This is a genomic window from Aeromonas sp. QDB20 (assembly GCF_027707805.1).
In the GTDB taxonomy this organism is placed as follows: domain Bacteria; phylum Pseudomonadota; class Gammaproteobacteria; order Enterobacterales; family Aeromonadaceae; genus Aeromonas; species Aeromonas dhakensis.
This window is the reverse complement of the sequence record NZ_JAPCJC010000004.1, coordinates 349521-368882: the sequence shown is the minus strand read 5'-3', so window position 1 is coordinate 368882 and position 19362 is coordinate 349521. Positions and strand designations below refer to the sequence as shown.

At 62.3% G+C, this 19362-nt stretch carries 20 protein-coding genes; 3 read left to right on the top strand and 17 right to left on the bottom strand.

What is annotated here, in order from left to right; genetic code table 11:
* Positions 1-16 precede the first annotated feature (16 nt).
* From fliM to PG897_RS07280, 16 genes are all read right to left on the bottom strand, one after another.
* On the bottom strand, positions 17-1087 hold the full coding sequence (gene fliM, locus PG897_RS07355) for a flagellar motor switch protein FliM (RefSeq protein ID WP_005298775.1): 1071 nt from the start codon (positions 1085-1087) through the stop codon (positions 17-19).
* A gap of 9 nt (positions 1088-1096) precedes the next feature.
* A complete protein-coding gene (fliL, locus tag PG897_RS07350; RefSeq protein WP_270828824.1) occupies positions 1097-1615 on the bottom strand; it encodes a flagellar basal body-associated protein FliL in 519 nt (172 codons plus the stop codon).
* 57 nt (positions 1616-1672) lie between these two features.
* Complete coding sequence (locus tag PG897_RS07345; RefSeq protein ID WP_270828823.1) at positions 1673-3679, bottom strand: flagellar hook-length control protein FliK; 2007 nt, start codon at positions 3677-3679, stop codon at positions 1673-1675.
* Positions 3680-3770: 91 nt separating this feature from the next.
* The gene (fliJ, locus tag PG897_RS07340; RefSeq protein ID WP_005298769.1) at positions 3771-4211 is read right to left on the bottom strand and encodes a flagellar export protein FliJ; all 441 of its coding nucleotides are present in this window, start codon (positions 4209-4211) and stop codon (positions 3771-3773) included.
* Positions 4212-4237: 26 nt separating this feature from the next.
* On the bottom strand, positions 4238-5569 hold the full coding sequence (gene fliI / locus PG897_RS07335) for a flagellar protein export ATPase FliI (RefSeq protein ID WP_005298767.1): 1332 nt from the start codon (positions 5567-5569) through the stop codon (positions 4238-4240).
* Positions 5570-5632: 63 nt separating this feature from the next.
* On the bottom strand, positions 5633-6439 hold the full coding sequence (fliH, locus tag PG897_RS07330; RefSeq protein ID WP_270828822.1) for a flagellar assembly protein FliH: 807 nt from the start codon (positions 6437-6439) through the stop codon (positions 5633-5635).
* 64 nt (positions 6440-6503) lie between these two features.
* Positions 6504-7565, bottom strand: a complete 1062-nt coding sequence (gene fliG, locus PG897_RS07325) for a flagellar motor switch protein FliG (RefSeq protein ID WP_005298762.1) — start codon at positions 7563-7565, stop codon at positions 6504-6506.
* On the bottom strand, positions 7558-9270 hold the full coding sequence (gene fliF, locus PG897_RS07320; RefSeq protein ID WP_005298761.1) for a flagellar basal-body MS-ring/collar protein FliF: 1713 nt from the start codon (positions 9268-9270) through the stop codon (positions 7558-7560). Before fliF ends, fliG begins: the two co-directional genes overlap by 8 nt.
* 55 nt (positions 9271-9325) lie before the next feature.
* A complete protein-coding gene (gene fliE / locus PG897_RS07315) occupies positions 9326-9643 on the bottom strand; it encodes a flagellar hook-basal body complex protein FliE (protein ID WP_005298759.1) in 318 nt (105 codons plus the stop codon).
* A 118-nt stretch (positions 9644-9761) separates the two neighbouring features.
* Complete coding sequence (locus tag PG897_RS07310) at positions 9762-10151, bottom strand: hypothetical protein (RefSeq protein WP_024942923.1); 390 nt, start codon at positions 10149-10151, stop codon at positions 9762-9764.
* 148 nt (positions 10152-10299) lie between these two features.
* A complete protein-coding gene (gene befA, locus PG897_RS07305; RefSeq protein ID WP_010634629.1) occupies positions 10300-11076 on the bottom strand; it encodes a beta cell expansion factor BefA in 777 nt (258 codons plus the stop codon).
* Positions 11077-11188: 112 nt separating this feature from the next.
* Positions 11189-11614: a glutaredoxin-dependent arsenate reductase gene (gene arsC / locus PG897_RS07300; protein WP_185450537.1), complete on the bottom strand. Its 426-nt coding sequence runs from the start codon at positions 11612-11614 to the stop codon at positions 11189-11191.
* A gap of 63 nt (positions 11615-11677) precedes the next feature.
* Positions 11678-12742 carry an ACR3 family arsenite efflux transporter gene (gene arsB / locus PG897_RS07295; protein WP_017785772.1) on the bottom strand — a complete coding sequence of 355 codons (1065 nt, stop codon included), beginning with the start codon at positions 12740-12742 and terminating at the stop codon, positions 11678-11680.
* 84 nt (positions 12743-12826) lie between these two features.
* Positions 12827-14590, bottom strand: a complete 1764-nt coding sequence (gene arsA / locus PG897_RS07290) for an arsenical pump-driving ATPase (RefSeq protein WP_270828819.1) — start codon at positions 14588-14590, stop codon at positions 12827-12829.
* 39 nt (positions 14591-14629) lie between these two features.
* Positions 14630-14998: an arsenite efflux transporter metallochaperone ArsD gene (gene arsD / locus PG897_RS07285; RefSeq protein WP_216974050.1), complete on the bottom strand. Its 369-nt coding sequence runs from the start codon at positions 14996-14998 to the stop codon at positions 14630-14632.
* Between the two features lie 4 nt (positions 14999-15002).
* The gene (locus tag PG897_RS07280) at positions 15003-15371 is read right to left on the bottom strand and encodes an ArsR/SmtB family transcription factor (protein ID WP_270828814.1); all 369 of its coding nucleotides are present in this window, start codon (positions 15369-15371) and stop codon (positions 15003-15005) included.
* 192 nt (positions 15372-15563) lie between these two features.
* Here PG897_RS07280 and PG897_RS07275 point away from each other — a divergent pair, with 192 nt between their 5' ends.
* Positions 15564-15872 carry a DUF134 domain-containing protein gene (locus PG897_RS07275; protein WP_025201994.1) on the top strand — a complete coding sequence of 103 codons (309 nt, stop codon included), beginning with the start codon at positions 15564-15566 and terminating at the stop codon, positions 15870-15872.
* Positions 15869-16390 carry a NifB/NifX family molybdenum-iron cluster-binding protein gene (locus PG897_RS07270; protein ID WP_270828812.1) on the top strand — a complete coding sequence of 174 codons (522 nt, stop codon included), beginning with the start codon at positions 15869-15871 and terminating at the stop codon, positions 16388-16390. The genes PG897_RS07275 and PG897_RS07270 overlap by 4 nt, the downstream gene beginning before the upstream one ends.
* A 213-nt stretch (positions 16391-16603) precedes the next feature.
* Here PG897_RS07270 and PG897_RS07265 read toward each other — a convergent pair whose 3' ends face one another.
* Complete coding sequence (locus PG897_RS07265; RefSeq protein WP_139725475.1) at positions 16604-17695, bottom strand: HD-GYP domain-containing protein; 1092 nt, start codon at positions 17693-17695, stop codon at positions 16604-16606.
* Between the two features lie 643 nt (positions 17696-18338).
* Between PG897_RS07265 and PG897_RS07260 the strand changes: the two genes are divergently transcribed.
* Positions 18339-18917: a recombinase family protein gene (locus tag PG897_RS07260; protein WP_270828811.1), complete on the top strand. Its 579-nt coding sequence runs from the start codon at positions 18339-18341 to the stop codon at positions 18915-18917.
* The last annotated feature ends 445 nt before the right edge of the window (positions 18918-19362 follow it).

Genomic DNA, 19362 nt, shown 5'->3' with positions numbered 1-19362 from the left:
CCAGGCAGGCCGTCGTTTATTGCTGTTGGTCTCCGATGCTGCGCTCGAGCTCTTCCAGCTCGGCCTCGCCATCGATGCGTACGCCGCCCCGGGTCACCAGATGCATCTCTGTCTTGACCCCTTCCGGGCGTTTGAGTTTGTCGGTGATCTTGAGCGCCACATTGTCCTTGGTACGGCCCATCTTGGCGTGGAAGGTGGGCAAGTCCTCCACGAACACCAGCAGGTTCTCCGGCATCTCCACCGGGATGATGTCGCCAGGCTGCAGCTCCATCAGCTCTCGCAGGGTGAGCTCGGTCTCCAGCAACTTGGCCCGCAGCTCCACCTTGACGTCCATGATCTCGTCGCGCAGCGCCTTGCTCCAGCGCACGTCGGTGTCGCCCTTGTCGCTCTGCACGCCGGCATCCAGCAGCTCTCGGATCGGCTCCAGCATGGAGTAGGGCATGGCCACGTGGAAGTCGCCACCGCCGCCGTCCAGCTCGATGTGGAACGAACTCACCACGATCACCTCGGTGGGGCTGACGATGTTGGCCATGGCCGGGTTCACCTCGGAGTCGAGGTACTCGAAGCCCACGTCCATCACCGGCGCCCAGGCATCCTTGTAGTCCTCGAACACCAGCTTGAGCAGCATCTGGATGATGCGTCGCTCGGTGGGGGTGAACTCGCGCCCCTCGATCTTGGCGTGGTAGCGGCCGTCGCCACCGAAGAAGTTCTCCACCAGGATGAAGACCAGCCGCGCCTCCATGGTGATGAGCGCCGTCCCCTTGAGGGGGCGGAAACGTACCATGTTGAGACTGGTCGGCACGAACAGGGTGTGGACGTATTCACCGAATTTCAGCATCTGCACGCCGTTGATGGAGACCTCGGCGGTGCGGCGCATCATGTTGAACAGGCTGATCCGCATGTGGCGGGCGAAACGCTCGTTCACCAGCTCCAGGGTCGGCATGCGACCACGGACGATGCGGTCCTGGGAGGAGAAATCAAACTGGGCGACACCGGGATCCCCCGCCGCGCCTATCTCCTCCTCTTCGACATCATCGACCCCGTGCAAGAGGGCATCAATTTCGTCCTGACTTAACAGATCGCTCACGCTTCACCCTTATTGCATGACAAAGCCGGTAAACAGCACTTGTTCGATAACGGGGGAAGAGACCAGGTCATTGAGCACCCGACGGCACTCTTCCAGTGAATCCTTGCGCAGCTTCTCCTTGCCCTCGAAGGTCATCAGCTGCTCGCTGGTGGCCGCACTGAAGACCCGCAGCAGGGTGCCTTCGATGAGGGGGATATTCTGCTTGACCAGCGTTTCGTCGGCGGTACCGCGCACCATCAACTGGATCTTGATCTGCACCAGCCGGTCGCGCTGACCGCCGGAGACGTTGAACACGAAGGGGCGCGGCATGCCCACGTAGAGTGAGGGCTGAGGCGCCGCCTCCTTGGGCTTGGCATCCTTGCCCTCCCCCGCGGCTTCGGCCGCCGGCTTGTCACCGCCGGCCAGCATGAACCAGGCACCGGCACCACCGCCGCCCAGCACAATCACGGCCAGGGCGATAATCATGATCAGCTTCTTTTTCTTGCCTGCCGCCGGATCTTTCAGCGTCAGTTCGTTATCGTCTGCCATCCCTTGTCCACCCTAGTCTCAAACTTGTTCGATATCATAAACTTACTCGGGCTGGCATCAAGCATAGAAATCAATTCCGCGGTCGTTTGTCGATTCCCTCGACAAACTCATGCCGGCGCCCGTGACCTCTGCCTCAGTTTGGCCTGTTTCGGCAAAAGATCCGCTGCCTTTTTGTCCCTGCTGGCCCTGACCGGAGAAGCCAGACTGCCCCTGTGACTGCTGTTGCGGCTGTTGCTGCACCTGGGTCTGGCCAAGCTGGATGCCCTGCCCTGCCAGCATATCACGCAGCCGGGGCATGGCCTGCTCCAGCATTTCCCGGGTCTGGCCATGCTGGACCACGAAGTGCACGTTGGCCTGGTTGGACGAGTCTATCTGGATCTGGATCTTCATCTTGCCAAGCCCGAGCGGGTCGAGCTGGATCTCCGCCTGCTGCAGCTTGTCCGCCAGCATCAGGTTGACCTTCTGGTGCAGCTGGGCCGGCGCCTCCGGGTCGGCCAGCTTGAGGTGGGGCAGATTGGCGGGATCCCGCCGCGCGGCCAGTTCGGCGGTGGCAGGCCGGTTGTCATGGCCAACCGCTTGGGGCTGGCTGTTCTGCTGAACCTGCTGGCTGTGGCTGCTCTCCGGGGTGGCAGTCGTCTCACTGCTGCCCTGGCTGGTGCCGCGAGCCAGCTCTGCCGTCTTCTGTTTCAGGTCAACTTTGACCTCGCTTCTGCCTCTGGCGCTGTCGCTGCGCTCGGTGGCTTCCATCTGCTTGAGTCCGGCCGACAGGCTGGCCAGGGAGGCTTGCGGGCCCTGGGGTTCACTGCTGGCCAGCACCTGCTGCGGCGCCACCAGCACGGGTTCGCTCTGGGCGGCGGCCGGTGCCGGCGTGCTGCCGGCTGCAGGCGCGGGCTGGCTCTCCGTCTTGGCCGCCGTCGCGGGTTTGGAGTGGCCATCCCCCTCGGCAACGCCCTGCGGCGGCGCCTTTTCAGAGGTCTGGTTCGCCTCGCCATCGGCCCGGCTCATCCCCTCGGCGAACGCCCTGGCGGCTCCCGGCTGAGCGGCCACTGTGCTGTGGGTGGTCTGCAGCGGGGAAGGCTTGGCAGGTTCATCCTTGCCGGCCATGGGCGGCACCACAGGCTTGGCTGCCTTGTCGGTACCCTCCACCTGGATTTGGACGTTCTCCTTATCCTGTCCGCTTACCGCGGCAGCGGCTGGCACCTTGCTCTGCAAGGCCGCCCGCTCGGCGGCGGAGAGCTCGCTTTTGCTCCCCTTGGCATCCTTGCCATTTTTATCGGCATGCTGGTCGGCATTGGCGCCACCGGCGCCGCTCTCCTTGCCACTGCCCTCTTTCCCGGCTTCCTGCAACTGAGCCGCCAGGGCGGCGTCATCCGTCACGACGGCATCCGGCTGCGTGGCTTTCGCATCAACCGGTGCACTGGTTTCGCCCGTGAGCAAGCTGGCAGCCTGACGGGCCAGCGCGGCGGCAGCGGTCGTCGTTCCCTGCTTGTCACCGCTGCCGGCGAGCGGCTGGGTGAGGGTGGCCGATGTCTCGGCCGACGCAGCCTGCGCGTCATCCGGCGGCAACATCTTGCCGTCCGTCTCGACCACGGGTGTGCTGGCGACCAGTGTGATGGCCGCCGGGGCGACCAGGGAGGTGTCCTGTTTGAGGGCATCCTGCAGACGCTGCAGGAAGTCGTTGGGGGCGAGGGTGGGGTCGGGATCGCTCCCCTTCTGTGGCTTGTCGTCGGCACCAGCGGCCTCTTCGGCTTCATTCGCCAAAGATTTGGCAGCCTCGCCCTTGGCGTTCTGCAGTGGCTTGTCGCTCTCCACTGCACCGGCACGCTCCTGCCCGGTGCCGGGCCGCGACGTGGCCTTGCCATCAGCATTCGCAACATGGCCATCGGCTTTGGCATTGCCCTTGCCGGCCTGCTGCACCCGGTTCATCACCTCGGAAAAGCCACCCTTGCCGTCGCTCTGCAGGGCTCCTTCGCTACCATCCTGACTCGCCGTCAGCACCGCACTCTTGTCGGCAGCGGCGGCTGTCGGTGCGGCGGAAGAATTGGTTAACAGTGTCTGCATCATGGTGAAGATTCCTGACGGCATTCGGCTTCGGGTTTCTCCTCAGCTCCCCGCAGGGAGTGAGGCGCACACGGGATGGCAAGAAGAAAGCAAGTTACAGGCCAGAATGGTGGAAACGGCGCAGCGTGGCGTACTCATCCAGCATCTTCTGCTCCTGGCGCTGGGCTTTAAGCTGCTCGCGCCCCGCCTGCTTGGCCAGCAGCAGCTCCACCGCCTTGCGCCGCTGCTGGGCGGCCAGCCACTCTTCACGGCGCAGCTCCAGCGCCTGGCGTACCTGCAGCACCCCTTCGTACTGCTGGGTAGCCGCCTGCTCGAGCTTGTTGATGAAGGCGTGATACTGGCTGTTCTGCTGGGCACCGATCCCCTGCAGACCGCGGTCGGTCCACTGCTGGTGGTAGATCTGGCGGTACTGGTTGAGCGCATCCTGCTGCTCCAGAAAGATTTTCAGATCCTGCTGGGCCTTGGCCAGCGCCAGTGCGGCCTGCTGCTCGGCCTCCACCAGCCGCTCCGACAACATCATCAAGCCTTTACTCATGGTCACGCCTCCCCTTCATCTTCTCGTCAACGCATCAGCGGCATGGCCACCAGCTGCAGGGCCTGCAGGCCGGCATCGTAGTGAATGACCTCGCGCATTCCCTGCTGCAAGAACTGATCCAGATAGGGTTTCTGGATGATGGCGCGGTCGATGCGGGGGTCGGAGCCCTGGCTGTAGGCGCCGATGGTGATGAGATCCCGGTTCTGCTGGTAGAGGGAGTAGAACTGCTTGAGGGTGCGCGCCAGCTCCATGTGTTCCGGCGAGGTCACCATGGGCATGACCCGGCTGATGGACTTCTCGATGTCGATGGCCGGGTAGTGGCCGGAGTCGGCCAGCTCGCGCGACAGCACTATGTGGCCGTCGAGGATGGCCCGCGCCGCGTCGGCGATGGGATCCTGCAGATCGTCCCCCTCCGTCAGCACGGTGAAGAATGCCGTGATCGAGCCCTGGCCGTCGCTGCCGTTGCCGGCCCGCTCCACCAGCGCCGGCAATTTGGCGAACACCGAGGGGGGATAGCCCTTGGTGGCCGGCGGCTCGCCCACCGCCAGGGCGATCTCGCGCTGGGCCTGGGCGTAACGGGTGAGCGAATCCATCAGCAGCAGCACGTTGAGCCCCTGATCGCGGAAGTACTCGGCGATGGCCAGCGCCGTTTCACACCCCTTGAGCCGCATCAGCGGCGAGGCATCGGCCGGCGCCGCCACCACCACGGCGCGCTCGCGCCCCTCCTCTCCCAGGATCTCCTCGATGAACTCCTTCACCTCGCGGCCCCGTTCGCCGATGAGCCCCACCACCACCACGTCTGCCACCGAGCCGCGGGTCATCATGCCGAGCAGCACGGATTTGCCGACGCCGGAGCCGGCGAACAGCCCCATCCGCTGGCCCTGCCCCACGGTCAGCACGGCGTTGATGGCGCGCACCCCCACGTCCATCGGCTGATGGATCGGGCGGCGGGAGAGCGGGTTGATGCGGTGCTGGGCAAACTGCACCGTCTGGGAAGAGAGGATGGGACCGAGCCCGTCCAGCGGCTGGCCGATGCCGTCGATGACCCGGCCCAGCAGGTTCATGCCGACCGGAATGCCGTGCTCCTCGGTGATGGGCACCACCCGGGCGCCGGGAATGACCCCCTTGAGCTGTTCGCTCGGCATCAGAAACAGGCGATCGCCGGAGAAGCCGACCACTTCGGCCTCAAGCGAACCATCCTGGGTATCGATGCGACAGAGTGCCCCGATGGCGGCGCGACAGCCGATGGCCTCCAGGGTCAAGCCCACCACCCGGGTGAGCTTGCCGGCCACCGGGGGTTTGGGGGCGATATCGCGTACCCGATACCCCTGCAACCGATTGAGTAACGAGCCGCTCATCCGGCCTCCTGAAAGCTGGTGTTGAATGCGTTGAAAAATAGACGGGGCAAGCAGGCCGGGCCGCTAGCCGCGGCCATCCTGGCCGGCATTGTCCCGCAGAAAGTTGCGCAGCAGCTGGTCGATGCGCCCGGAGAGGGTCAGATCGATGCTGGAGAGCTCGGTGGCCAGTTGCAGATCGCCGGGGGAGAGGGTGGGATCGCTTTGCAGTCGCCAGTGGCGCTTGGCGCACTCCTCGGCGCCAAATGCCTGCTCGACCCGGGCCAGATCGTCCGGATGCAGCATCAGGGTGACCCCCAGCTCGGCGGCGGGCAGCAGCGCCAGCCCCTGCTTGAGCGCTTCGAGCAGCAGCCTGGGCGAGGTCTCGGCTTCGTGACGGATGAGGGCGCGGGCCAGTTGCATCACCAGCGCGATGAGCTGCTGCTCCACCGCGCTGTCCAGCTCCTTGAGCGGGTTGGCGAGGCGATCGATCAGCCCCTGCCAGTGGTTCATCTGCTGCTCCACCAGCTCGCGGCCGAGGGCCAGCCCCTCCTCCTTGCCCTGCTCCAGTCCGGCGGCATGGCCCTGCTGCAAGCCTTCCAGCTTGCCCTCCTCGAGCCCCTTGGCGTAACCGGCGTCACGCCCCTCGGCCATCCCCTCTTCCCAGGCGGCCTGGCGAATGGCTTCCAGCTCCTCGGCGGTGATGCTGGGGGCCGGCTCCTCGGCCGGCTCTTCGACCGGCACCTCTTCCTCCTGCCGATACCAGTCCGGGGTCAATCCGAGGGCATTGGTCTCGACCTCGGCCTCGACCTCCATCTCCGGCCAGCCCCAGGTCTGAACCTGGCTCTCGTCCCCGTCGGGTCTGACATAGCCGCGCAGTTTGTTGTTGTTCATCTGGCTGCCGCACTCCTCGTCATCACGCTGCCGGGAGTGTTATGCACGTCGAAGCGAGCGTTCATCAGAGGAACTCCTCGCCGCCACCGGCACCCAGCATGATCTCGCCGGCATCCGCCAGACGGCGGGCGATGGAGAGGATCTCCTTCTGGGCGGCCTCCACTTCGGAGACCCGGATCGGCCCCATAGCCTCCAGATCGTCTGCCAGCATCTCGGCGGCCCGCTTGGACATGTTCTTGAAAATCTTTTCGCGCATCTGGTCGTCGGAGCCCTTGAGGGCTCGCTGCAGCAGATCGCCAGGCACTTCCCGCAGCATGGTCTGGATGCCGCGATCGTCCACGTCGATGAGGTTCTCGAACACGAACATCAAGTCCTGGATCTGCTGGCTCATCTCCTCGTCCGACTCGCGGATGGAGTCCATCAGCTGACCCTCGATGTTGGTGTCGAGGTAGTTCATGATGTTGGCCGCCGCCTTCAGGCCGCCCATCTTGGCTGCCTGGGCACCCGCCGCACCGGCGAACTGTTTCTCCATGATGTCGTTGAGCTCTTGCAGCGCCGCCGGTTGCACCTCTTCCAGGTTGGCGATACGCATCACCAGATCCAGACGAACCTGCTCCGGGAACTGGCTCAGGATCTCGGCGGACTGCTCCGGCTCCAGATAAGAGAGGACGATGGTCTGGATCTGCGGGTGTTCGTTCTGGATGATGCTGGCCACCTGGCGGGCATCCATCCACTTGAGGGAGTCGAGACCGCGGGCACCGGACCCAAGGATGATCTGATCCACCAGGTTGCTGGCCTTGTCCTCGCCAAGGGCGGCCACCAGCGCCTTGCGCACGAAGTCTTCGCTGCCGATACCGATGTTGGTGTATTTCTGGATGTCGTCGATGAATTGACGGTGGACCGCCGCCACCCGGTCGTGACTGAAATCCGACATGGAGGCCATCGACATGCCGAGCCGCTGCACCTGCTTGGGCTCGAGATGGCGGAAGATCTGGGCGGCGTCCTCTTCGTTGAGGCTCAGCATCAATACCGCCGCCATCTCCATGCCGCTCATCTGATCCAGGATCTGGCGCTGACTGTCGGTGATGTCATTGCCGGTGACCTGTGTCTTGTTTTCGTCAGCCATCTTTGTTCGCTACCCATTCTTTAATGACCTGTGCGGCCAGATCCGGTTCGTTCGCCACCAGGGCACGTACCGCCTTGAGCAAGTCTTCGTCACGGTGCAGATCCGGCAGCTTCAGATGGCCGTCACGTACTCCGAACACCGGCTCGGCTTCAGCCTGAGCCGCCAGCAGACTGAGCTCGTCATCCCCACCCAGCACGGTGTGGTTGTCGAAATCCAGTTCCCCTTCCGGCTTGGCATCCGGATAGAGCAGGCGCTTGAGCATGGGGCGCACCACGGTGACAATCAGCACTATGATGACCAGCACGGAGGCGGCGATGCGCACCGCGCGCCAGAACCAGGGCTGCTCGTAGAGCGGCGCCTCGGCCACGTTTTCAAGCTCGGGCCGGTTGAACGGGATGGCGACCACTTCCAGAGTATCACCACGGGTCACATCAAAGCCAAGGCCGCCGCTCAGCAGACGACGCAGGGTATCGAGTTCGGCCTGGGTGCGCGGCTCACGGCTCACCTTGCCATCGGCGGCAGTGGCCGACTTGTAGTCCACCGCCACCGAGACGGTCATGCGGCGAATGCCACCCATCTGGCGCCGGATATGGCTGACGGTGGTATCCAGTTCGAAGTTGCGGGTCGCCTCTTTGCGGGAGCGGCCGGAAGAGGACGCGGTGGTTTCGGCGTTGGGGCCGGTCGCCTGCTGCGGAATGTTGGAGGCGGCGGGCGGCTGGTTGGAGAGCGCCCCGGGCACGCCACCGTTGCTGCCGTTGGCGCTGTTCTCTTCCATGGTCATTTCGGAGCGCACCGCCGGCAGGTCCGGGTTGTAGGTCTTGCGGGTCTGCTCCTGCTGGGAGAAGTCGAGGGAGAGGTCAACCTCCGCCGTATAATTGTCGGCGCCGAGCACCGGGATCAGGATGGCGTCAATTTTTTGTTTGTATTCCAGCTCCTGCTTCTGCTGCATCGCAAACTCCTTGCGAGTCTGGGCAGAGACTGGATCCTGGGAGCCGGAGTTGAGCAGGCGGCCGTTCTGGTCGGTCACGGTGACGCGGGTCGGCTCCAGACCGTGCACGGCGGAGGCGACCATGTCGACGATGGAGTCCACTTCCCCCTGACCGAGGGCATTGCCCTTGAGGCTCAGCACCACGGTGGCGCTGGGCTTGCGTTCGTTGCGGGCAAACACGTTGTCTTTCGGGATGGCCAGCAGCACCTGGGCCTTGGCCACGTTCTGGAACTGTTCGATGGCGCTGGCCAGCTGGCGCTCGCGGCTCAGCTTGAGGCGCTCGCTCTCCATCCGCTGGCTGACCCCGAAGCTGGAGTCCTTGAGCAGGATGTCTTCCCCGTCGGTGCTGGCGTCAGTGGCGTTGGCCAGACCGGCACGGGTCAGCGCCAGCCGGATGTTGGAGAAGTTTTCGGCATTGACCAGCACGCTCTTGCCATCCACCTGATAGGGGATCTTCTGCTGATCGAGGAAGTCGAGGGTCTTGACCAGCTCCTGGGTGGTGTAGGTGCCAAGGGGACGCATGTCCGGCTCCTTGCCCCACAACAGGATGAAAACGGCGATGGCCAGACAGATGGCCAGCCCCAGGATCAGGGTGATCTGGCGCAGCACGTCCGTGTTGGAGAGAAAGCCGAGTGCCGAACTCTTCTGCTCATTCTCATCGAGGGCGGCGGTGCCCTCATCGTTCATCAGCAGTTCGCCGTTTTGATCAGTAGCCACGATTTATGTCCTTATTGCTGACATGTTCATGATGCTCAGTCGCCATGGGCCTGAGTTACACCGGCATGTTCATGATGGTCTTGTAGGCATCGACCATCTTGTTGCGCACCTGCACCGTCGCCTCGAAGGCGATGGAGGATTTTTGTCCGGCGATCATCACTTCGGACAAGTCGACCGAGTTGTCGCCCATGTCGAAACGGGTGCGCAGATCGTTGGCGGCCCCTTGCAGCTCGTTGACGTTGCCAAGGGCCTGCTGCAGCAGTTGACCAAAATCGGAGCTGACCTGACGGCCAGGCTGGGTGAGCGGCGTGGCGCCGGCTTCCACCTTGAGGGCCTGCATCTCTTGCATCAGGCTGCTTGCACTGATTTCCATATTTCATCCCCAGACAAATCATTGACACTGACAGGCTCCAAGCAATAAGAGTGCCAATTAGGGAGAAGAGTCCTCGAAACAGGGGTTGGGATGCTCGCCGAGATGATGAGCCGGCCCTTCAGGGGCGCGGCACGGCCCCCTCCCCCAGCAGCAGCCTCAGATAGCTCAGGTGGAGATCGTAGTGCTCCCCGGCGGGCAGCTTGACCAGTACCTCGTCATGCAGGTAGCCCGCGCGGCTCGCCGCCAGCTCGGGGGGAACCAGTCCTACCGCCACCAGCCTGGCGACGATGGCCTGCGCCAGAGCCATGGTCGCCTCGTCGGCACGCCCCCAGCCGAAGTGGCCCTGATATGCCGCCCCCTCGGCGCCGGGCTCGAGGGGGGAGACCAGATCCCCGCTGACCCAGAAGGCCGTGGGGATCCCCTCCTGCAGGCGCAGATAGATGCTCTGCTTGTCCCACTCCCGACGCAGGGCTCCATCTGCCCCGTCCTGTGCTGATGCTTGTGTCATGCCACTCTCCTTGTCTTGCTGACGAACCTGGCTGCGCCCATAAAAAAGAGGGCCTAAGGCCCTCTTTTTACTGTAATTCGCACCAATTAAACAGACGGCAATCCGCGCAGTATGAAGAAAAACTGGCGAGGGCGGGGCCTCTGCTCAATCAGCGGGTCAGATCCTTGTCTACCCAGTACTTGGAGCCCGAGATATTGGCGTCCAGCAGCAGTCCCTTTTCGCCAATCTGGTAGATGGCCATGCCGCCGTTGTACTTGGCGGTCAACTCGGCGCTCTCCTTGCCCGCCACAGCACCCACCTCGGAGGTGGCCTCCCAGCCCTGGCTGACGAAGGCATCGAACCTGGCCTTGTCCTCAAACAGGATCACCTGCTGATAGAACTTGCCGCCCAGCCCGGCCGCCAGCCCGGCACCGAACATCTTCATGTAGGTGTGCTTGCCGGTGGCACGATTGACGGCCACCCCGGCCCCCTGGTTGGTGTGCAGCATCAGGGAAAACTTGCGCGAGTCGAACACCGCATAGCCGTATGCCTTGTCAAACAACAGCTTGGCCGAGGGCTGTTCGTTGAACAGCCGCACCAGGGCGGTGTCGGCCATGGTATTGAGGGCGAGGCGCGCCTCGTCCGCCGTCTTGGGCTCCAGCATCTCGTCGAGCTTCTTGTCGGCCACCGCCAGCCACTCCTTGCCGGTGGCCACGCTCTTGTCGGTCCAGGCGCCGGCAGTATTGAACGCCTCCGAGCCCCACTGGGAGACCGAGGCCCATGTCGCCTTGGAGAAATCGGTGACGCTCTGCCACGCCTCCTTGCTGGTGTCGCTCACCGCGTTGCCAAGCTCGGTCGCGGCCGCCTTCACCTTGGCCCAGTCGGCTAGGCCAGGGGCCGAGGTCAGCGCCAGTGCCGTGGCTATCACCAGGAATCGAATCTTCATGCTGTTTCCCCCGCTGTGATGAGTCGAGGGTCACAGTAGCAGATCCGGCGCCCACCCGGTAAGTGCATCTGCACCGTCCGGGTCAGCCGGTGACGCTCGGCCCCGCTCCCTGTCAACGCAGCCGCTTGCCGTGCTCGTCCACCACCTGCTCGCCATCTTCCTTGGCGAAGGCCCCTTTTTGTTGATCGGGCAGAATATCGAGCACCCGCTCCGAGGGGCGGCACAGTCGGGTGCCAAGGGGCGTCACGACGATGGGACGGTTGATGAGGATGGGGTGGGCCAGCATGGCGTCGATCAGTTCGTCATCGCTGAAGCGATCTTCTGCCAGCCCCAGCGCCTCATAGGGGGGCACGTTCTTGCGCAGCAGCTCGCGCACCGGCATCCCCATGGCGGCGATCAGCGCCACCAGCTCATCGCGGGAGGGGGGCGTCTCCAGATAGTGGATGACGGTCGGCTCGACGCCGCTGTTGCGAATAAGCTCGAGGGTGTTGCGGGAGGTGCCGCACTCTGGATTGTGATAGATGGTGATTGCACTCATTGGCATGTCTCTCATGGCTTAAGTGAATAAAAACAGTGGATAAAAAGGGTTAGCGGCCATCTGTTAACGGCTTAGCCCCGCTTCGTACCAGGGTTTGCTGGCGTTGACGATGCGCACCACCAGCAGCATGACCGGCACCTCGATCAGCACGCCGACCACGGTGGCGAGCGCCGCGCCGGAGTGGAAGCCGAACAGGCTGATGGCGGCGGCCACCGCCAGCTCGAAGAAGTTGGAGGCGCCGATCAGGGCGGAGGGACAGGCCACCGAGTGCTTCTCCCCCACCTTGCGGTTGAGCCAGTAAGCCAATCCCGAGTTGAACAACACCTGGATCAGGATCGGCACCGCCAACAGGGCGATGACCAGCGGTTGCTCGATGATGGCGTTGCCCTGGAAGGCGAACAGCAGCACCAGGGTGAGCAACAGGGCCGCCACCGACCAGGGCTGGATGCGGGTCATGACGCTGTCAAAATGGGCCTGCCCCTTTTGCAACAAGGCCTTGCGCAGCAGCTGGGCGATGATCACCGGGATCACGATATAGAGCACCACAGAGGTGAGCAGGGTATCCCAGGGCACCACTATGCTGGAGACCCCGAGCAGCAGCGCCACCAGCGGAGCGAAGGCAAACACCATGATGAGGTCGTTCACCGCCACCTGCGACAGGGTGAAGTAGGGATCGCCGTTGGTGAGGCGACTCCAGACAAAGACCATGGCGGTGCAGGGGGCCGCCGCCAGCAGGATCAGCCCCGCCACGTAACTGTCGAGCTGATCCGCCGGCAGCCAGTCGGCGAACAGCACCCGAATGAAGAGCCAGCCGAGGAAGGCCATGGAGAAGGGCTTGACCAGCCAGTTGATGAAGAGAGTGACCCCAATCCCCTTGAGGTGCCCCCTCACCTGATGCAGGGCACCGAAGTCGATCTTGAGCAGCATGGGGATGATCATCACCCAGATAAGCAGTCCCACCGGCAGGTTGACTTTGGCCACCTCCATGGCGCCGATGGCCTTGAAGAGTTCAGGCAGGCCCTGCCCGAGCCCAATCCCCACCAGAATGCAGAGGGCCACCCAGGCGGTGAGGTAACGTTCAAAAAAGCCAATCGCCGGTTGGCTCTTGGCATCACAGGTTGCAGACATGAGGGCTCCCGATGCGGTCATCCCGCATCTCTTTCGTTAACGACAAATGTTCATTAGCCCCGACCACGCGGCCGGGGCCCTTGTTCAGTGATGCTGACAGAGGCGGCGCAGGGCATCCGCCCCCACCGGCTCCTCGGCAAGCAGCGGCACCACGGCGTAGCGGCTGGCATGCTGCCGCTCGACCGCCTCGACATGGGGCAACTGACGCTCGGCCCGCAGTTGCAGCAGCGGCGAGCTGACCGCGGCTTGCTGCAGACTGTGGTTGATGAGCCAGGCCCAGGGCTCGATGTCGGCACGGCGCAGATCGGCCTGCAGATTGGCCGCCTCCTGCACCGGGGTGGGCTCGGGCAGGGTGACGATCAGCACCTTGGTCTGCTTGGGGTCCTGCAACTGCATCATGGGGGTGGTGAAGTGCAGCCCCTTGTTTCCCATCTGGCGGGCGATCTCCCTGTGGTAGGCGCCGGTGGCATCGAGCAGCAGCAGGGTGTGGCCGGTGGGGGCGGTATCCATCACCACGAAGCGCTTGCCCGCCTCGCGGATGATGCGCGAGAAGGCCTGAAACACGGCGATCTCCTCGGTACAGGGGGAGCGCAAGTCCTCCTCCAGCAGCGCCCGCCCCTGCTCGTCCAGTGCCGCCCCCTTGCTGGCCAGCACCTGCCCGCGGTAGCGCTCGGTCTCGGCGCGGGGGTCGATGCGACTCACCTCGAGATGGGGCAGGCTGCCTGCCAGCGTCTCGCCGAGGTGCGCGGCCGGGTCCGAGGTGGTGAGGTGTACCGGCAGGCCACGGCTTGCCAGCTCCACCGCCACGGCGGCCGCCAGGGTGGTTTTACCCACCCCGCCCTTGCCCATCAGCATGATGAGGCCGTGACCGTCGGCGGCCAGCTCGTCCACCAGCGAACTCAACTCGGGCTGGACTGACAGATGGGCTGACGTTGCCAGTGGTGCCTGCTCACCAGCATCCTGTGGTTGCAGCAGCTGGCGCAAACTGTCGAGCCCCACCAGGTTGGTGGCCAGCAGCGGCACCTGATCCCGGGCCAGCCCATTTATTCCCTGCGGCATGTCGGCGAGGGCCTGCTGCTCACGCCGCCAGATGGCCTGCGCCAGCGTGTCACCGGCGATGGCCGCCGCGGGGAAGAGGCCGTTGATCACCAGCTGCTGGTTTGTCAGGCCGATGGCCGCCAGCTCCTCGTGGGTGCGGGCCACTTCCCGCAGGGTGGAATGCTGGGCGCGTGCCACCAGCACCAGCCGGGTACGAGCGTCGTCGGCCAGCGCCGCGACGGCCTCGGCATACTGGCTGCGCTGTTTCTCCAGCCCCGCCAGCGGGCCCAGGCAGGAGGCATCCCCCTTGCCCTGCGCCAGAAATTCGCTCCAGGCCCCCGGCAGCTGCAGCAGGCGGATGGTGTGGCCGGTGGGGGCGGTGTCGAAGAGGATATGGTCGTACTCCGAGCGCAGCGCCGGGTCGGTGAGCAGGGCGGTGAACTCGTCAAAGGCGGCGATCTCTGTGGTGCAGGCGCCGGAGAGCTGCTCCTCGATGCTGCGCACCACGCGCTCGGGCAGCTTGCCGCGCACCGGGCCGACAATCCGCTCCCGATAGGCCTTGGCCGCCGCGGGGGGATCTATCTCCAGCGCCGACAAACCGGGCACAGCGGCGATGGCGGTGATGCGATTGCCGATGTCGGTGGCAAACACCTGCCCCACGTTGGAGGCGGGATCCGTGCTCACCAGCAGCACCCGCTTGCCGGCGTCACAGAGGGCCACCGCACTGGCGCAGGCCAGCGAGGTCTTGCCCACCCCGCCCTTGCCGGTGAAAAAGAGAAACGGCGGCGGATTGGTCAGAAAGTGATACATAGCCTCTCCCGTTACGACATGGTTTGGAATATCAATGTCTTAGCAGCAACCACTGCCAGGACGGCAGGCCGCTTTCACTATGCCCTTGATGGTGGCCTGCGGTGCGGGCAGTCCGGCATAGCGGGCCAGCTCGCCGCGGCTCGGATAACGGCCGGTCAGCACCACCTGACCCTCCACCAGCACCAGCGGCAGCCCCTCCTCCCCGGCGTGGGTCAGAAAGGCGCTGACCGCCGCCGTCTCGGCAAACTGCAGCGGCTGCTGGGCCAGATTGAAACGCTCGATGGCAACACCCTGCTCCCTGGCCCAGGCCAGATCGGCGGCAAAGGTGACCAGCGCCTGATCGACCTCAGTGCCACAGACGCCGCTGGCACAGCAGAGGGCGGGGTCGAAAATCTGAATGACTGACATGGCATTACTCCTTGTGGCAGCAGGGCTGCGCAGGCAGCACATGGGGTGAGCAAGTGGACTCGGCGCGTATCATGCCGCACGCCTCCGGATGGCCGGCGCAGCACTCCTCGGTGAGATAGCCGATAAGGTCCAGCATCAAGGGGATATTGGCGCGGTAGCGCAGGAAGCGCCCCTCCTGCTCCACCGACAAGAGGCCGGCATTGAGCATCGCCTTGAGATGAAACGACAAGGTGTTGGGGGCGATGTCGAGCTCGCCGGCCAGCTCGCCCGCGACCCGCCCATCCAGCCCCGCCTTGACCAGCAGCCGCCACACATCGAGCCGGATCCCGGATGCCAGCGATTCAAAGACCTTGGTGGCCGTCTCTTTGTTCATGTTTGTCTCTCGTTGGATGCGCCTTCATTTCAACTATACAAGAATCATTGAAATGATCAAGTTGCCACCAATTCTGCTCGTGAAGCCGCAACCTCCCTCTCAACAAGATCATGCCTTTCAATTACATTTTTCTTTAATTTGCATATGCCATTTATGCGGCGTATATGTGGCATATGCAAATTAGGAGGCGTTATGCCGAGACCGAAAATAGCCCGTCGTATCTGTGGGCGCCCCGCCAACAGCTGCTTCAAGCCCAATGGTGTCCCCATGCATGAACTGGAGCAGGTGGCCCTCGCCGCCGATGAGTTTGAGGCGCTGCGCCTGGTGGATCTGGAGGGCATGCAGCAACAGGAGGCCGCCCGACTCATGGGCGTTTCTCGCCAGACCTTGGCCAATACCCTCAAGCGCGCCCGCTACAAGGTGGTGGAGTGCCTGAGTTTAGGTAAGGCCCTGTTGATGCAGCCCGACGTCCCGCAACCCAGTGGAGAAACCGCGCAATGAACCAGAACGTGAATACAGCAGCCGTGCCAGGCAACCATGCCATCCTGTTGAGCCGGGGCCGGCCATCCGCCCACGTCAGCCGGGCTGAGCAACTGCAGATTGTCAGTCCAGCCGGCGAGGTGCTCGCGACAATGTCCAACCCGGCCAACGGCGAGGGTTGCCGTGGCAAACAGGCCCTGCTGGCGACGCTACAGGCCCATGCCGTCACTCAGGTGCTGGTGCGAAACATCGGTGAGCACATGCTGGGCCGACTGCTCGATGCCGGGATATCGGTATGGCAGTACCGCTCGGCGCACCTTGATCTGTCTGCTGCCCACCTTCAGCCGCTGACCGACGCCAGCCAGGGCAGTCCGTCACGCCGCAAGGCCAGCAAGGCCGGGGGTCTTATCAAGGGGATCCGGCCATCCTGCAACGGCCGCAAGGGGGAACAGATCGGTAGGGAAAGTGGTTGTCACCAGGCGGAGCAGTGCGGCTGCAATCATCAACAGGGGGACAAATCATGTCACACCTGCTGCTGAGCATGCTGGCCTCCTTCGCATTGATCCTGGCCATGAGCGCCCTGCTCTGGTGGCGCCAAACCCGGCTAGCGGCAGAGCGCCAGGGCACTAGCGACCGGCCTTGTGGCTGCGCAAGCGCTTGCTCCGAGCATCTCTATCAAATTGCAGAGCCCGCCCCCAGGCATTCACCCCGGTAGGTAAGCCGACCCTAGCACCGAGAGCGTGAACGAGAGGTCAAGTTATGGCCGGATCCCGATACTGCTGATGGATGGCGCGAAACGCCTCCTTGCTGCGCAACGCCGACGCGACACAGACGGGGTCGAACTGGCTGCCTGCATGGGTCTTGAGGTACTCGAAGGCCGTCTCGAACGGCCAGGCCTGCTTGTAGGGACGCTCGCTGGTGAGCGCGTCGAACACATCCGCCACCGTGACGATGCGGGCCTCCAGCGGGATCGCCTGCCCCGCCAGCCCCTCCGGGTAGCCCTGGCCGTCGAAACGCTCATGATGGTAGGCAATGATGTTCTTGAGCATGTCGGTGTGATGGATGCCGTCCAGACCAAACTCCTTGATCATCAGGGCGATCATCTCCCGTCCCTTGAGCGGGTGGATCTTCATCACCGCGTACTCCTCCGGGGTCAGCTTGCCCGGTTTGAGCAGGATGGCGTCCGGCACCGCAATCTTGCCGATGTCGTGCAGCTCGGAGAAGAGATGGATGAACTCCACCTCCTCGTCGTTGAGGGGATAATGGGCTGCCACCTCGCGGGCGATGAGCCGTGAATAGGCTGACATGCGGTGCAGATGGTTGGCGGTCTCCTCGTCCCGGTAGCGGCTGAACTCCCGCGCCGTGGTCAACGCTCCGTTCAGGGTCTGGATGGAGAAGAACTCAACGGCAATGATGGCCGCCAGGATCTGGGCATAGGCCGCCAGTTCACCGCGAATGGCCGCATCGAAATAGCCTGGCTCCCTGGCATCGCAAAACAGAAAACCGAACAGCCGGCTGTTGAACAGCAGCGGCTCGGTGTAACTCGACTCATAACCGGCCGCCAACAGCTTGCGGCTGTGCTCGGCGGGGGATCCCTGCAGCGAACCCAGGGTATCGAGCACCCTGGGTTGCTGGCGCTCGGCCAGATAGCGCAGGGAGGGCACCTCGCTCAGCTTCACCTCGTACTGCAACAGCGGCGAGCCCCCCTCCGTGCTGTGGGCAAAGGTCTTGAGCTTGTCCGTCTGCTGGTCATAGATGGCGACCGCAACCCGGCTCAACTTGTCAAACCGCTGCCTGAGCGTGGCGTGCACGTTCTGCACTTTTTCGCCAAATGAACTCTCCATCCCGCACGTCCTTCTGCTATTCCTGCAGGGAGTATAGTGACCCCTGTTTTTACTCTCCTGCCAAATTGACTCAAGCGTCAGCAACAGATATCAGGGCTACGCTGACCGGACGGCAAGGCCTGTTGCCACCATGGTTTTCTCCTTTGACGGCCCATTGTGGCCCGGGCAAAGAGATTGTTCGCTTCCGGCGTGCCGGCTGTATAGTTTTTGGTTAGCCATTCCGGTAAAATCCGCGCCCTAAAACTAGAGCCACCTAAGAGTGATTGAGCGATGTCCAACACAAAACAGGCCCCCAAAGTAGGATTCGTCTCCTTGGGTTGCCCTAAAGGTTAAAAGATTACAATCCAAAAGCCACCCCCACCCCGCCTGACGGCTGCAATGACAACCCCCTTTCTAATGGGCTGTAATGCTGGACAAATGGCGCCAGGGTCATATGGAGCCGCTAGTGATTTTGAAATATCGCGGCGCATTTCTTGTTCCGCATGACGATAAATAAACGGATTTTATAGGTATCAAAAAACGAATGTTAAATGATACCAACGGATCACCCGTCCATCTAGTATCGACAAAACAGCTTGAACAATTGATGATACCATTACATAATGATACCAGATTAGTTGATACCAAGGTTTAGGGGGATATTATGGGTGGTCGTGTTTTCGGTTACGGTCGTGTGTCTACTGTAGAGCAAACATCGGAGAACCAGTTGCTGGCGATACGTAATGCTGGTTATGAGGTTCAGGATAGCCGTTGGCTGTCTGAGGTGGTATCGGGCAGCGTAAGCGCTATGGAGCGGCCTGTATTCTCTAATCTCGTTCTGAACAAGCTGGAAGAGGGGGATACGTTGGTTGTGTTGAAGCTGGACAGATTGGGAAGGCACAACATAGACGTTCAGAACACTGTCAGCATGTTGTGCCAGAAGGGCATTAAGTTAGTTTGTTTGGATCTTCCAGTCAGTAACTTGTCCAGTCCAGAAGGCAAGCTGATGCTGCAATTGATGGGGGCTTTTGCTGAATTTGAAAGGAATAGGATTAGAGAAAGAACAACCGAAGGATTAGCAAGAGCCAAGGCGGAAGGGAAGAAGCTGGGGAGGCCCGAGGCAACAGGGACAACAGAGCAGGTGCAGAAGTGTAAAGCGGATGGATTAAGCCAGAGCGAAACAGCCAGGGCGTTGGATGTTGGGATTGCAACCGTTAAACGCCATTGGAACAAAACGATTTAAAACAACAACTTAAAAATTTATGAATATTCAGAGGGCTGCCGTCATGGTGGCCCTTTTTGTTTTCTCACTGTCAAAAAATGCAATGTAACTGTCTGATTTTATTGTTATTTATAACTAATTGATTTAACAGCCATATATGGCGCAAGCCAGTATTTATGTGGGCTGGTGGCCCATGCCGATATTGAAAACAATTTTTATTTCGTAACCCATACCCAGATTGAAGATTGCGGTTTGTTAGGCAAATGCAATCACAATCACACCTTCAATAAGAACAAAGAAGCATACACCTTCCGTCTGATACTCAGCCGTTGGGCCATAGTCTCATTCACTTTGTGAATTCGCCTCGGGTAACTCCCGTTGGGATTAAAAAGGTTTTTGGGATTTTTGGGATTTTGGGATTTTTTATTACAGGTCATTGTTTTATAAGGGAATTATGAAAATTAGC

Excerpts from the sequence above, each read along its gene's own strand:
- PG897_RS07260 (WP_270828811.1), top strand. The coding sequence starts at position 18,339 with ATGGGTGGTCGTGTTTTCGGTTACGGTCGTGTGTCTACTGTAGAGCAA.
- PG897_RS07280 (WP_270828814.1), bottom strand. The coding sequence starts at position 15,371 with ATGAACAAAGAGACGGCCACCAAGGTCTTTGAATCGCTGGCATCCGGG.
- fliH (WP_270828822.1), bottom strand. The coding sequence starts at position 6,439 with ATGAACAACAACAAACTGCGCGGCTATGTCAGACCCGACGGGGACGAG.
- arsB (WP_017785772.1), bottom strand. The coding sequence starts at position 12,742 with ATGTCTGCAACCTGTGATGCCAAGAGCCAACCGGCGATTGGCTTTTTT.
- arsA (WP_270828819.1), bottom strand. The coding sequence starts at position 14,590 with ATGTATCACTTTCTGACCAATCCGCCGCCGTTTCTCTTTTTCACCGGC.
- arsD (WP_216974050.1), bottom strand. The coding sequence starts at position 14,998 with ATGTCAGTCATTCAGATTTTCGACCCCGCCCTCTGCTGTGCCAGCGGC.
- fliL (WP_270828824.1), bottom strand. The coding sequence starts at position 1,615 with ATGGCAGACGATAACGAACTGACGCTGAAAGATCCGGCGGCAGGCAAG.
- fliJ (WP_005298769.1), bottom strand. The coding sequence starts at position 4,211 with ATGAGTAAAGGCTTGATGATGTTGTCGGAGCGGCTGGTGGAGGCCGAG.
- PG897_RS07270 (WP_270828812.1), top strand. The coding sequence starts at position 15,869 with ATGAACCAGAACGTGAATACAGCAGCCGTGCCAGGCAACCATGCCATC.
- fliG (WP_005298762.1), bottom strand. The coding sequence starts at position 7,565 with ATGGCTGACGAAAACAAGACACAGGTCACCGGCAATGACATCACCGAC.
- PG897_RS07345 (WP_270828823.1), bottom strand. The coding sequence starts at position 3,679 with ATGATGCAGACACTGTTAACCAATTCTTCCGCCGCACCGACAGCCGCC.
- arsC (WP_185450537.1), bottom strand. The coding sequence starts at position 11,614 with ATGAGTGCAATCACCATCTATCACAATCCAGAGTGCGGCACCTCCCGC.
- fliI (WP_005298767.1), bottom strand. The coding sequence starts at position 5,569 with ATGAGCGGCTCGTTACTCAATCGGTTGCAGGGGTATCGGGTACGCGAT.
- PG897_RS07310 (WP_024942923.1), bottom strand. The coding sequence starts at position 10,151 with ATGACACAAGCATCAGCACAGGACGGGGCAGATGGAGCCCTGCGTCGG.
- PG897_RS07275 (WP_025201994.1), top strand. The coding sequence starts at position 15,564 with ATGCCGAGACCGAAAATAGCCCGTCGTATCTGTGGGCGCCCCGCCAAC.
- PG897_RS07265 (WP_139725475.1), bottom strand. The coding sequence starts at position 17,695 with ATGGAGAGTTCATTTGGCGAAAAAGTGCAGAACGTGCACGCCACGCTC.
- fliE (WP_005298759.1), bottom strand. The coding sequence starts at position 9,643 with ATGGAAATCAGTGCAAGCAGCCTGATGCAAGAGATGCAGGCCCTCAAG.
- befA (WP_010634629.1), bottom strand. The coding sequence starts at position 11,076 with ATGAAGATTCGATTCCTGGTGATAGCCACGGCACTGGCGCTGACCTCG.